The sequence below is a fragment of the Micromonospora sp. NPDC003197 genome (genome assembly GCF_053590565.1).
Window position 1 is genome coordinate 230,097 of sequence record NZ_JBSFTE010000008.1, and the last position, 12,838, is coordinate 242,934.

Annotated in this window: 8 protein-coding genes and 3 pseudogenes; 4 read left to right on the forward strand and 7 right to left on the reverse strand. The window is 68.8% G+C overall.

Translation table 11 applies throughout. The features are described from left to right. Nucleotides 1–25: 25 nt before the first annotated feature. The 3 genes from pgsA to ACWDV4_RS12005 all read right to left on the reverse strand — a co-directional run bounded on the left by pgsA (nucleotide 26) and on the right by ACWDV4_RS12005 (nucleotide 3,117). On the reverse strand, nucleotides 26–619 hold the full coding sequence (gene pgsA, locus ACWDV4_RS11995) for a CDP-diacylglycerol--glycerol-3-phosphate 3-phosphatidyltransferase (protein ID WP_449977178.1): 594 nt from the start codon (nucleotides 617–619) through the stop codon (nucleotides 26–28). A gap of 4 nt (nucleotides 620–623) precedes the next feature. Further along, complete coding sequence (gene rimO, locus ACWDV4_RS12000) at nucleotides 624–2,132, reverse strand: 30S ribosomal protein S12 methylthiotransferase RimO (protein WP_449977179.1); 1,509 nt, start codon at nucleotides 2,130–2,132, stop codon at nucleotides 624–626. Nucleotides 2,133–2,193: 61 nt separating this feature from the next. Next, on the reverse strand, nucleotides 2,194–3,117 hold the full coding sequence (locus tag ACWDV4_RS12005; RefSeq protein ID WP_449977181.1) for an ornithine cyclodeaminase family protein: 924 nt from the start codon (nucleotides 3,115–3,117) through the stop codon (nucleotides 2,194–2,196). A 343-nt stretch (nucleotides 3,118–3,460) separates the two neighbouring features. On the opposite strand from ACWDV4_RS12005, the gene ACWDV4_RS12010 reads away from it, so the two are divergent. Then, nucleotides 3,461–3,775 (forward strand): DMT family transporter, encoded by a 315-nt coding sequence (locus ACWDV4_RS12010; RefSeq protein ID WP_449977184.1) that lies wholly within the window; start codon nucleotides 3,461–3,463, stop codon nucleotides 3,773–3,775. 15 nt (nucleotides 3,776–3,790) lie between these two features. Here ACWDV4_RS12010 and ACWDV4_RS12015 read toward each other — a convergent pair. The 3 pseudogenes from ACWDV4_RS12015 to ACWDV4_RS12025 all read right to left on the reverse strand — a co-directional run. Continuing rightward, nucleotides 3,791–4,780, reverse strand: a pseudogene (locus ACWDV4_RS12015) (DNA translocase FtsK); the annotation flags it as partial. A 246-nt stretch (nucleotides 4,781–5,026) separates the two neighbouring features. Beyond that, a pseudogene (locus tag ACWDV4_RS12020) lies at nucleotides 5,027–6,226 on the reverse strand (LAGLIDADG family homing endonuclease); the annotation flags it as partial. Between the two features lie 30 nt (nucleotides 6,227–6,256). Beyond that, nucleotides 6,257–7,819 (reverse strand): annotated as a pseudogene (locus tag ACWDV4_RS12025) (DNA translocase FtsK 4TM domain-containing protein); the annotation flags it as partial. A 116-nt stretch (nucleotides 7,820–7,935) separates the two neighbouring features. Between ACWDV4_RS12025 and ACWDV4_RS12030 the strand changes: the two are divergent. Genes ACWDV4_RS12030 through ACWDV4_RS12040 form a run of 3 tightly spaced genes read left to right on the forward strand, consistent with a single transcriptional unit; the run spans nucleotide 7,936 to nucleotide 11,940 of the window. Continuing rightward, nucleotides 7,936–8,406 carry a YbjN domain-containing protein gene (locus ACWDV4_RS12030; RefSeq protein ID WP_449977186.1) on the forward strand — a complete coding sequence of 157 codons (471 nt, stop codon included), beginning with the start codon at nucleotides 7,936–7,938 and terminating at the stop codon, nucleotides 8,404–8,406. Between the two features lie 26 nt (nucleotides 8,407–8,432). After that, nucleotides 8,433–10,337 (forward strand): HSP90 family protein, encoded by a 1,905-nt coding sequence (locus ACWDV4_RS12035; protein ID WP_449977188.1) that lies wholly within the window; start codon nucleotides 8,433–8,435, stop codon nucleotides 10,335–10,337. A 25-nt stretch (nucleotides 10,338–10,362) separates the two neighbouring features. Beyond that, nucleotides 10,363–11,940 (forward strand): YbjN domain-containing protein, encoded by a 1,578-nt coding sequence (locus ACWDV4_RS12040; protein WP_449977191.1) that lies wholly within the window; start codon nucleotides 10,363–10,365, stop codon nucleotides 11,938–11,940. A gap of 81 nt (nucleotides 11,941–12,021) precedes the next feature. Here the strand turns inward: ACWDV4_RS12040 and ACWDV4_RS12045 are convergent, their stop codons facing one another. Next, nucleotides 12,022–12,327 (reverse strand): winged helix-turn-helix transcriptional regulator, encoded by a 306-nt coding sequence (locus ACWDV4_RS12045; protein ID WP_449977193.1) that lies wholly within the window; start codon nucleotides 12,325–12,327, stop codon nucleotides 12,022–12,024. Between the last annotated feature and the right edge of the window lie 511 nt (nucleotides 12,328–12,838).

Genomic DNA, 12,838 nt, shown 5'->3' on the forward strand with positions numbered 1-12,838 from the left:
ACCTCATCCCGCCCGACGACCTACCTCATCCCGCCCGACGGCGCAGGCGTAGCGCCCGCACCACGTAGTCGAGGCCGGTCAGCAGGGTCACCACCACGGCAGCCCCCATGATCCACGGTCCGATCCAGGCTACCGCCGCCGGGACCGGCCACAGATACCAAACGATCGCCAGGATCTGCAACGCAGTCTTGATCTTTCCGCCGTGGCTGGCCGCGATGACGCCGTACCGGATCACCCAGAAGCGGATCAGCGTGACGCCGAACTCCCGAACCAGGATCACCAGCGTCACCCACCAGGGCAGCTGGTCGTACCAGGACAGCAGCACCAACGCCGCCCCGGTCAGCGCCTTGTCCGCGATCGGGTCGGCGACCTTGCCGAACGAGGTCACCAGCCCGAACCGACGGGCGATCCAACCATCCGCCAGATCGGTCATCGAGGCGAACGCGAAAGTCAGACAGGCGGCGATCCGGCCGCTGGTATCGACCATGCCGGAGACGACGACCAGCACCACGAAGACCGGCACCAACAGCAGGCGCAGCGCGGTAAGGGCGTTGGCCGCGTTGACGACCGGCACCGTACGGACCGTGGCAGCCGGCGCGGGGTCGGTCGCCTCGGTCACGGTGTCACCTCGTTCCACCCGGGGCCGCCGCCGCCGAGATCATCTCCTCCGGTACGGCGATCAGGTCGACCCCCTCGGTGCCGGTGACGGTAGCCCGAACCAGGTCACCCGGACGTAGCGCGGCCAGGTCGACCCCGCCCTCAGCCGGGGCGACCAGAGTGGTGGAGCCGTCCACCTCCGGCGCCTGGTGGGCAGCCCGCCCCTCCACGACACCGTCGATGGTCGAGTCGACCAGCACCTCGACGGTCGACCCGAGACGCTCCTCGGCCCGTTGGGAACACAACTCGTCAGCCAGCGCGCTCAACCGGTCGTAGCGCCGTTTGATCGTCGCCGCCGACACCTTGCCCGGCAGTCCGGCGGCCTCGGTGCCATCCTCGTCGCTGTAGTCGAACATGCCGATCGCGTCGAGCCGCGCTTCGGTCAGGAACCGGACCAACTCGTCGACGTCACCCCGAGTCTCGCCTGGGAAGCCGACGATGAAGTTGCTGCGCGCCCCGGCCTCCGGTGCCAGCGCCCGCACCGAGGCGAGCAGCTCGAGGAACCGGTCAGTCGACCCGAATCGGCGCATCCGACGCAGCACCGGCTCGGCGGAGTGCTGGAACGAAAGATCGAAGTAGGGAGCGACGCCCGGCGTGGTGGCCAACGCCTCCACCAGCCCCGGTCGGGTCTCCGCCGGTTGCAGGTAGCTCGCCCGGACCCGGACGATGCCGGACACGGCGGCGAGCTGCGGCAGCAGCTTCTCCAGCAGCCGAGGGTCGCCGAGGTCCTTGCCGTAGGAGGTGGAGTTCTCGCTGACCAGCACCAGCTCCCGAACCCCCGACTTGGCCAACCATTCGGCCTCGGCGAGCAGTTCGTCCGGCGTACGGGAGACGAACGCCCCACGGAACGCGGGAATGGCGCAGAACGCACACCGGCGGTCGCAGCCGCTGGCCAGTTTGAGCGACGCCACCGGGCCGGAGTCGAGCCGATGTCGCAACACCGGTCGCAGATGGGCCGGGGTGTGCTCGTCGGCGACCAGCCCTTCCCGCGTGGGCGCACCACCACCGTGGCCGGGCACCACCACGGCACTGCCATGCCGGGACACCGGCGTCAGCGGCAACAACTCCCGCCGGTCCCGAGGGGTGTGCGCGTCGAGCCGCTCCCCGGCGACCACGGCGTCGAGCCGAGCGGAGATCTCCGGGTAGTCGTCGAAGCCCAGCACCGCCTGCGCCTCGGGCAGGCTGTCGGCCAACTCCCGCCCGTACCGCTCGGCCATACAACCGGCGGCCACCACCTTCGCCCCGGTGTCGGCGGCGGCAAGCAGGGTCTGGATCGAGTCCTGCTTGGCCTTCTCCACGAACCCGCAGGTGTTGACCAGCACCACGTCGGCGCGCTCGCCGTCAGTGGTCACCTGCCAACCGTCGGCGTGCAAGCGGGCCGCCAGTTCCTCCGAATCAACCTCATTACGGGCACAGCCCAGGGTGAGCAACGCGACCCGGCGGCCGTCGGTCGAGGATGAGGAAGTGGCAGACACCTCCCGAGGGTACCGGGCGAGCCTGATAATCCACTCAGGTGTGCACCCTGGCCGACAGAGGTCACAGTCGGACCGCTGCCGCCCGGGCCAACGTGTCCAGCAGAAACACCTCGGTACCGGCCAGCCCGACCGAACAGAAGACGGTCACCTGCCCGGCGGCGGTCCGGCCGGGGACCGTGCCCGCCAGCACCGCACCCAGGTCACGCAGGTGATCGGCGTACGGGGGGTCGGCCGCAAGCATCGGCGGGTCGTACGCCCCGGCCTGGGCCAACGAGTCGGTGGCGAGTACGTCGGCCCGGTCCAGCAGGTCCAGCCCGAATTCGGCCCGGCCGCGCTGTTTGAAGCCAACCGTGTTCACATGGGTACCCGGGTCCAGATCGGCGGCCGAGATCACCGGGGTCGGGCTGTCGGTGGCCAGCACCACCACGTCCCGGCCGCGTACCGCCGTCTCGGGGCGGTCCACCGCTCGGGCCGGGATACCCAGTTCGGCGCGAATCCGGTCGGCGAACGCCTCCCGACGGGCCCGGGTACGACAGAACACCGTCACCTCCCGCAGCGGTCGTACTGCGGCTGCCGCCCACACCTGCGCCCACGCCTGTCCACCGCAACCGATCACGCCGAGCGTGCCGGCCTCGGGGCGGGCCAGCAGATCGATCGCCACCCCGCCGATCGCCCCGGTACGCCGCGACCCGATCTCGGCACCGACCGCGATCGCCCGGACCCGCCCCGACCGGGCGTCGTGCAGGACCACCACCTGTTCCGTCTCCGGGTGGCCGAAGGTGTCGTACGTCCGGAAGCCGTACCACTCGTCGGCCAGTTGGCCGGCGGTGGTCACCAGTCGTCCCCCGGCCAGCGGCGCGGAGGCGCGTGGGGGCGCGATGAGCCGGCCGGCGTGGGCGGCCAGCAGGGCAGCCCGGGTAGCCCCGATCGCGGTGGGCGCATCCAGTTGGGTGGCCACCTCGGCGTCGCTGAAGAGCAGGGTCATATCGCCCATCCTGATAACTGAACCTCGCTTCAGGTCAAGTTGCCGGTGACCTTCCCCACCGCCGATCGGGCGGCGGCCGCCGGTGACCTTCCGCACCGCCGAAGGCCGCCCCGTCCGCCGGTCACCTTCCTTACCGTCGGTGGCCCGACGGCCGCAAGTGCTAACGTCGGCTCGACGGCCGAGATCGGTGGCCCGTCCCGGACGAGTGCGAGTCGTACCCGGTGGTGCGAAGACGACCGCGAATTGACCATGACCGAGGTCATGGGACAGTCGCTCCGGCCGTCTCCCGCTGGCACCGCGCTTCCCTACGCCGACGTCGCCGTACGCATCGAAGGTGAACACCATGGCCTGGGTAGTGCTTGTCGTTTCCGGTTTCCTGGAGACCGTCTGGGCGATCGCCCTGGGACGTAGCGCGGGGTTCACCCGGCTGGTCCCCTCGCTGGTCTTTCTCGTCGCCCTGGTGCTGAGCATGGTCGGACTCTCCTGGGCACTGCGGTCGATCCCGATCGGCACCGGTTATGCGGTGTGGGTCGGCATCGGCGCGGTCGGCACCGCCGTGGTCGGAATGGTGGCCCTGGGCGAGTCAGCCAGCCTGCCCCGGTTGCTCTGCCTGCTGCTGGTGGTGGCCGGAGTGGTCGGCCTCAAGTTCTTCCACTGAGCGTTATGAGGGTGTTCAGTCGTCGGCGCGCAAGCCGGCCAGGGTTTCCTCCAGCTCGTCCGGCTTGACGAGCACGTCGCGCGCCTTGGAGCCCTCGGACGGCCCGACGATGCCCCGGGTCTCCATCAGGTCCATCAACCGACCGGCCTTGGCGAAGCCGACCCGGAGTTTGCGCTGCAGCATCGAGGTGGAGCCGAACTGCGAGGTCACCACCAGCTCGATCGCCTGCACCAACAGGTCGAGGTCGTCCCCGATGTCCTCGTCGATCTTCTTCTTGCTGTCCTGCGGCGGGGTCAGCACGTCCGGACGAAACTCCGGCTCACGCTGGTCCCGGCAGAACTTGACCACGGCGTTGATCTCCGTCTCGGAGACCCAGGCCCCCTGGATCCGGATCGGCTTCGAGGCACCCATCGGCAGGAAGAGTCCGTCGCCCCGACCGATCAACTTTTCCGCGCCGGGCTGGTCGAGGATGACCCGGGAGTCGGCCAGCGAGGAGGTGGCAAACGCCAGCCGGGAAGGCACGTTGGCCTTGATCAGACCGGTCACCACGTCCACCGAAGGGCGCTGGGTGGCCAGCACCAGGTGGATGCCGGCGGCCCGGGCCAGCTGGGTGATCCGGACTACCGAGTCCTCCACGTCACGGGGCGCGACCATCATCAGGTCCGCCAACTCGTCGACGATCACCAACAGGTACGGGTACGGCCGGATCTCCCGCTCACTGCCCGGCGGGGGCTTGATCTGCCCGGCCCGCACCTTGCGGTTATAGTCGTCGATGTGTCGTACCCCGTTGGCGGCGAGGTCGTCGTAGCGCATGTCCATCTCGCGGACCACCCAGTCCAGCGAGTCGGCAGCCTTCTTCGCGTTGGTCACGATCGGCGTGACCAGGTGCGGGATGCCCTCGTAGCCGGACATCTCCACCCGCTTCGGGTCGATCAACAACAGCCGTACCTCGTCCGGCGTGGCCCGGGCCAGCACCGAAACCAGCAACGAGTTGAGACAACTGGAGTTGTGTGTCGGGATACACGCACGGCTGGCCAGGTACAGGTGGCTAGGACTGTCGACCTCGATGCATCGGACCGGTACGGACGGAATTGGCCGCACATCTACGATGTAGCGCAGCAACGTGGAGGGTCGAACCTCACTCACCTGACGAACCATTTTGCGCGTCAGCCGAAATACCTTGTCAGCCGGCGTGAAGTGGATCCGGTAACAGATAGACGTTTCCTCATGACGGCCCTTCACCGGCTTCGTCGTCATGGATGCCTGGTAGCCAAGCCCAATGATCAGCTCTAGGGTGTCGTGGGCAAGTCTCGCATTGGTAACCGCAAACTCGACGCCACCCCGCTTGGAAACTGTGCCATCCGTGTCCAACAGGCCCGCCAACAGAGCCCGACGTTGTTGCTCCGACGCCCGCAGATAGACCTTGGGGATATGCTTCGGACCAATCTGACGGAACAATTCCCGCATGGTCTGGTAGCGCGGGCGAGGTGGTGTGGTCGGCAGGAAGCCAGTCGTCCGGCGGGACGAGAACATGCCCTTGGCCGCCTTAACTACCGCAGAGATACCCACCCCTCGGTGTCGGGCCGCCCGAGCCAGGGTGACACCCTTGGCAGCAAGTTCCACTGCCTCGGCAATACGCTGGTCACGTTCTGGCGCGTTGGAAATCGTGTACGACATCGTGCTGCTGGGATGTTTCGTGACGACGTATCCGTCCAGCCGAATCTGGTCGAGGATCTCCTCGTCGGCACAGGTGAATGCCGCGGATCCTGTCGTACCATCGCCGAGCCAGCAGCCCAGGGTGTACGGCTCGATCGGGAGTTCCTGCTCCGGACAATCCAGCGGTCCGCTAACCGGAATCGCGTGGTTGGTCCAGGTGCCGCTGCGTCCCGACACCCGTAGTGATTCGGCAATCTCCGCTGTCGTCACCGGCCGATCGTCGAAGATGCGTCGTTGACTCGAACGCCCTGGGGCCGAAATACGCTCCTGCAATGCCTGGTAGAGAAGGTGACGGGAGTAGGTTTGGACGGCCCGCGTAATGGTCTGCCCACCACGGCGATACGTCGCCCTACCGTTCATCCCTTCCCTGGAAATGCCTCCGGATCTGATGACCTGGTACAGCACATTCTGGAACTTCGCCCCGATATCGGAGATCACCTCAGCAGTCGTCACCGGACGGTCAGCTTCGGCAAGTACGTCGGTGCTCCGCTCGACAATCCGCGCCACGTCACTCGCGGACCAGTACGAGCCATCCCTCCACCGGTGCGTGCGCTGTGATCGACCCGCTCTCGTCGTCGTCGACCACTGATGTTGGGCATCAGCAACAATCACTGTGCCGTCTGAGAATTCGACCTCGTAGCAAGGACGATCAAGCATGACCGGGGTGGCCGCGATGATCCGGCATGCCTGGCCGCGCTCGTCGAAGACTTGCTCCCCGACCTGAAGCTCGCCCATGGTGGACCATCCACTGGGCGTGGGAATCGGTGTGTCCAGGGCAAGTGCCTTCCCGGCACCAGTGGCCCCCGCTATCAAGATGTGTGGCATCTTGGCCAGGTTGGCCACCACGAAGCCGCCCTCGATGTCCTTGCCGAGCGCCACCACCATCGGGTGGTGGTCGGCCGCCGCAGCTCGGGAGCGCAGTACGTCGCCGAGCGCCACGTCCTCCCGGTCGCTGTTCGGGATCTCCACCCCGACCGCGCTCTTGCCCGGAATCGGGCTGAGGATCCGTACGTCCGGCGACTTGACCGCGTAGGCGATGTTGCGGGACAGCTGGGTGATCCGCTCCACCTTGACGCCGTGACCCAACTCGACCTCGTACCGGGTGACAGTCGGGCCGCGGGTGAAGCCGGTGACCGCCGCGTCGACGTCGAACTGGTCGAACACCCCGGCGAGCGCGGTGATCACCTCGTCGTTGGCCTTGCTCCGGGTCTTGGCCGCACCGCCGGGGCGCAGCAGGTTCGCCGGGGGCAACGTGTAGTCGCCGGCCATGCCGGTTATGGCGAGCTGCTCGGCCCGGGTCGGCGGGTTGGAGTGCGCGGGCGGTTCTGGTGTGCGTCGGGTGGCCGGCACCTTGGCCGCAGGCTTGCGGGGCAGTGGGACGGTGTCGTGCACGACCTCGTCGTCAAATGGTTCGTCGTCCTCGATGAGGCTGGCCTGCCGTCGCCGGGCCGGTCGGCGCGTGCCCCGGCCCGCACCGGCCTTCGCACCGCCCGACCGGGTCGCGCCACGTACCCCGTCGTCGTCATCGTCATCGTCGTCGTCGGAACCGTCGCCGGCTGGTCGGCCCAGCACCGTGCCGGCCAGCAGACCGAGCCGCTCCGGGATCTTGTTGACCGGGGTGGCGGTGACCACGAGCAGCCCGAAGAAGAGCAGCAACAGCAGCACCGGAACAGCCACCCAGGCGCTGACCGTCTTCACCAGCACCGCGCCGACCGCGGCCCCGATCAGGCCGCCGGCATAGTCGCGCTGGACGTTGTCCACCGGGTTCTGGCCGATGTGCAGGAGGGCGGCGGTGGCGATGATCAGTGCCGACCAGCCGACCACCCCGCGTCCCCGGTGCTCTGGCTCCCGCGGCTCGCGCATCAGCCAGATTCCACCGAAGAGCAGAAGCACCGGCAGGGCGGCGGCCACGGCCCCCACAAAGAGCCGGATGCTGTCGGCTACCCAGGCCCCCAGCGGACCGGCGGAGGAGAACCACACCGCGAGACCGGTCAGGATCGCCATGGCAATCAGGAACAGGCCGGCCCCGTCGCGGCGGTGTTCCGGGTTGAAGTCCCGGGCGGTGGCGGCCTGTCGGCCGACCGCGCGAACCAGCCAGCCGGTCCCGTGCGCCAGCCCCATCCAGGTGCCCCGGGCCGCCTGGCCGACGATCGTCGCCAGGCCCGAGCCGCCACCGGTACGCCGCTTCGGCGCCGACTTGCCCGCACTGGGTCTGCGGCCACCACCGGACGACTTTCCACCGGTGGACTTCCGAGCACGCGCGGAGGCGGCGCCACGCGGTGACGACGCGCCGCGACGCCGGCTCGCCTGTGGGGTACGGCCCGCCATAGAGTCACACCGTAGCGGCGTGGCTCGACCAATCCCCGCTTTTGCGAGTCGTGTCCGCGTGCGGCACGCGTGTTGTGCGAGAATCCGTGATCTTTGACACTATGAAGGGACGCCGCATGTCACCCCCGAGTTTCGAGGACACGTCGGACGAACCTCGCGCTGGTGGGCAGTTGCAGACCCTGCAACCGTTGACGAACGAACTCATCGCCTCGGTCCTGACCGACAACGAATACAACTTCCACACCGATGACGACGGTGACCTGTTCGGTCGGTGGGACGACAGCCTGATCTACTTCTTCCGGCTCGGCACCAACGGCGAGGTGTTCCAGGTTCGTACGATGGCCGCCACCACGTTTTCGGTCGAGGACGTGCCCGCCCTGCACGAGTTCTGCAACACCTGGAACCACGACCGCCTGTGGCCCAAGGTGTACGTGCACGTCGAAGACGACGGCAACGTACGGGTTTGCGGTGAGGTGGTCGCCGACCTCGAACGGGGCGTGACAACACCACAACTCGACCAGCTGATCAGCTGTGGCATCGCCACCGGCTGCCAGATGTCCGAGGCCGTCGCCGAGCTACGGCCCTGAGCTACCGCCCGGAGAGGGAGTCCGCTATGGAACGGCGGTTCCAGGTCGACCTACGCGGCATCGTCGACCTGCTCAGCCACCACCTCTATGCCAGTCCTCGGGTCTACGCCCGGGAGCTGTTGCAGAACGCCGCCGATGCGATCACCGCCCGGCACGATGCCGACCCGGATGCCGAGCCGGGCCGGGTGGTCATCGAACCGGGTGCCGACGGGTCGCTACGCGTACACGACAACGGCATCGGGCTGACCGAGGAACAGGTGCACACCTTCCTGGCCAGCGTCGGGCGTACCTCCAAACGCGACGAGTTGGGCTTCGCCCGGCAGGACTACCTCGGCCAGTTCGGCATCGGGTTGCTCTCCTGCTTCATGGTCGCCGACACCATCGAGGTGGTCACCCGCTCCGCCGGTGGCGGGCCGGCGGTGCGGTGGACCGGTTACTCCGACGGCCGGTACGCCGTCGAGGTGGACGAGACCGCCCGAGCGGCCGTCGGCACCACCGTCATCCTGCGGCCCCGGCCGGGTGGCGAGCACTGGCTCGCCCCGGCGCAGGTGCAGGAACTTGTCCGGTCGTACGGGCATTTGCTCAACGTCGACGTCGTCATCACCGAGCCGGGTGCCGGTCCGGAAAACGAGCCGGGTGCCGGTCCGGCGAGTGAGCCGGTACGGCTCACCGACCCGCAGGCGCCGTGGGAGGTCGCGTACGACGACCCTGAGGTCCGCCGGGCCGCGCTGCTGGACTACGGCGCGCAACTGCTGGGCAACCGACCGATGGAGGTCATCGACCTGACGGTGCCCGAGGCCGGGCTGGTCGGGGTCGGCTTCGTCCTCCCCTCGGCGGCGGCCGTCGGCCAGGGCGGGCACCGGGTCTACCTCAAGCGGATGCTGCTCAGTGAGGACGCCCGCGAACTGGTGCCGGACTGGGCGTTCTTCCTCCGCTGTGTCGTCGACACCGCCCTGCTCCGGCCGACCGCCAGCCGCGAGGCGCTCTACTCCGACGACCTGCTCGACCGGGTCCGCGAATCGCTCGGCGAGCAGATCCGCAACTGGCTGCTCGACCTGTCGGTGCACCACCCCGACCGGCTGGCCGCCTTCCTGCGCGTACACCATCTCGGGGTGAAGGCGCTCGCGGTGCGCGACGATGAGATGCTGCGCCTGGTCGACGCCTGGCTACCGTTCGAGACCAGCCGGGGTGCGATGCCGTTGCGCACCTTCCGGCGCAGCGCCTCGATGATCCGGTATGTCAACACGGTCGACGAGTTCCGCTCGCTGGCCGCGATCGCCAGTGCCGCCGGTACGCCCCTGGTCAACGCCGGCTACGCGTACGACACGGAGATCCTCGAACGGCTCTCCCGGCTCGACCCGAAGATCACGGTACGTCGGCTCGACCCCGGTGAGCTGGCCGCCCGGCTCGAACCGCTCAGCGAGGAGCAGGAGCGTAGCGTCGCCGGTTTCCTGGAGACCGCCCGCCGCACTCTCGCCGACCTCGACTGCGTGCCGCTGATCCGGCAGTTCGACCCGGTGACCGTGCCGGCGCTGTACGTCGCCAGTCAGCAGGCCCGGGAGCAGGACAACGTACGACGCAACCTGGCCGGTAGCGACGAACTCTGGTCCGACGTGCTTTCCGCCTTCGCCGACGTCGAGATCGAACACCGACCGGAGTTGGTGTTCAACTGGCGGCATCCGCTGATCCGCCGGATCGCCGGCAGTCCACCCGGCCCCGCGCTGCGTAACGCGGTCGAGGCGCTGTACGGGCAGGCCCTGCTCGCCGGCCACCACCCGCTGCGCGCGGCGGACAGCGCGGCGCTCAACCGGTCGTTCCTCGCCCTGCTGGAACGATCCTTCACCGCCCCGGAAACCGGTGGCGGATCCACTCCGACGCCCGGCGGCGGGCCAGCCCCGGCGGCGGACACCCCATCCGAGGAGATGCCATGAGGCTGCTGGCCGGTGAGGCGACGCCGTGACCGACCGAAACGAAGTGCGGGAGGCGCTGGCCGACGCAAAGGACCTGCCCGACGGCGAGGGCAAGGTGGCAGAGCTGGAACGGCTCACCGCCCATGCCGACGCCGCGCAGGACGTACGCCTGGGTTTCGACGTACGGATGGAGCTGATCGACGCGTACAACAACCACACCGAGCGGTGGCGGATGCTGCCGGCGTTCGGGTGGTGCCTGGCCACCTTCGACCGTGAGCCGGAGTTGTTCGACGACTGGGACGCGGAACTGCTGCGCTGGTACCACAAGTGGGCGGTGGCGACCCTGCGCGGTACGCCCCGGGTGGGCCTGGCCCAGACCAACGCCGCCCTCGACGACATGGAGCGGCGTTTCCGCCAGGGCGGGCACAGCCTGCACGCGGTCCACAACCTGCGCTGCCGGATCGCCGACCATCTCGGTGACGAGGCGGAGGCCCGCAAGTGGCTGGTCCAGTGGCGGGCCGCCCGTCGGGACGAGAACAGCGACTGTGCTGGTTGTGACCCGTCCCGCCAGGCGGAACTGCTGGCTGGCTGGGGGGACTGGGAGGAGGCGATCCAAGTCGTCGAGCCGGTGCTGACCGGAGTCCTGGGCTGCACCGAGCAGCCGGAGAAGGCAATGGTCACCGCGCTCACCCCGTACCTGCGCCTGGGGCGGTACGACGAGGCTGCCAAGGCACACGTGCGCTCGTACCGGCGGCACCGGCACGAGCGGGACTCCTTCTCGTACCTGGCCGAGCACCTACGGTTCTGTGCGTTGACCGCGAACTACGACCGGGGCCTGGACATCCTCGCCGAGCATCTCGGCTGGCTGGACCGGCCGTACGACGAGATGTCGGCGATGGAGTTCAGCGCCGCGGGGGCGCTGCTCTGCCGGCTGGCCGTCGAAGCAGGCTCCACCCGAACCATCACTCGACCGGAGTACGGGGATCGGCCGGCTGAGGAGCTGACGCTGTCGGCCCTGGGGGGCACGCTCCTGGCCGTCGCCGAGGATCTGGCCGGCCAGTTCGACGCCCGCAACGGTACGACGCACCAGTCTGGCCGGATGGCGGCCTGGTTGGCGGAGCGGCCGCTCGACGAACCGGTCCCGTTGCCGATCGACGAGACCCCGGCCGGCGGCTGGTCGGATGGGCTGGACGACGAGCCAGCGGACCGGCTCGACGTGCTGGCACCGCTGCGACTTGAGTCGCTGGTCGCGGTGCTCCACGAGCGCGGCGACCATTACGTCGTCCACGAGGATGGCATGGTGGGCGGCCGGTGGGGCTCGGCAATCATTCAGTTCGAGCGGTTGGGCGAGCATGGCGAGGTCCTGCACGCCCGGATCATCGCGGAGCGCCAACTGCCGGCCGAGCGGCTGGCCGACGCGTACGAGTTCTGCAACAGCTGGAACCACGACCGGTTGCTGCCGAAGGCGTACGTGCACGACGCCGGGGACGGCACGCTGCTCCTGGCTGGGGATGTCAGCACCGACCTGGAGCACGGGGTGACCGGACAGCAGCTCGCCATCCTGGTCAACGCAACGGTCTCGGCGGGTGCCACGTTCGCCGACGCGGCGGCCGAGCTGCCGTAGCCAGGTGTTAGGAAGGGCCCCTTCTTATCGTTTTTTGTATAGGAAGGGGCCCTTCCTAACACCCGCCCCCTGGCGGAGCGGTCAGGCGGAGCGGTCAGGCGGAGCGGTGCTGGCCCAGGCGTGGATCTGTGCGAGCGCGCCGCGCAGGCCAGCTGCCCGCTCAGTCAGGGCGTACGTCACCCGCCCGGCGTCGTCGTGCCGATCGACCAGGCCGGCGTCGGCGAGTTGACGCAGTCGTTCGGTGAGTATCCGACGGGAGATCCCGGGGATGGCACGGGCCAGCTCACCGAACCGGGCCTCGCCCTGGCAGAGCAGGTAGAGCAGTTCCGTGGTCCACCGCCGGCCGAACAGTTCCAGCGCGGCAGCGGTGGCTGCGGGGATCCCCATCCCCCCGGCTCCGGCTGGCGTACCGAGGTGAGACTCCGGTCGAGCGGTTACTTTTGACAACCGAACGTCGGTCTCCCGAGTTGCCTCGTCGAGGAACACGGCAAGGCCGTCGAGCATCCGCCGAAGCCCGAACTCGAAATCCTTGCCGGCCGTGCGTCGATCGGCCGAAGGGGCCGCAGGTCCGCTGGTTGGGGATGTCGACGCCCCACCAACCGGGGCCGCCGCTTCGTCTGCTGGGGGCACCGGTCCGTCCGCTGGGGCCGCCGCCTGCAGGCGGGAGAGCACCGGAAACCTACCGGTCGCCAGCAAACTGGCCAACTCCGCCGTCCGCGCCGCCCACCACTGCTCGCTGGTGACCCCGGTACGCCGCTCGTCCTCGACCTCGCTGCGCAGGTAGAGCGCGGCCCCTTGGACATAGAGGGACCGTCAGTAGGTGTTATTTGAGGCGGCGGGTGGTGGGGCGGGTGTTCCAGCGGTAGTGGGTACGGGCTTGCCGGATGAGGGCACGCAC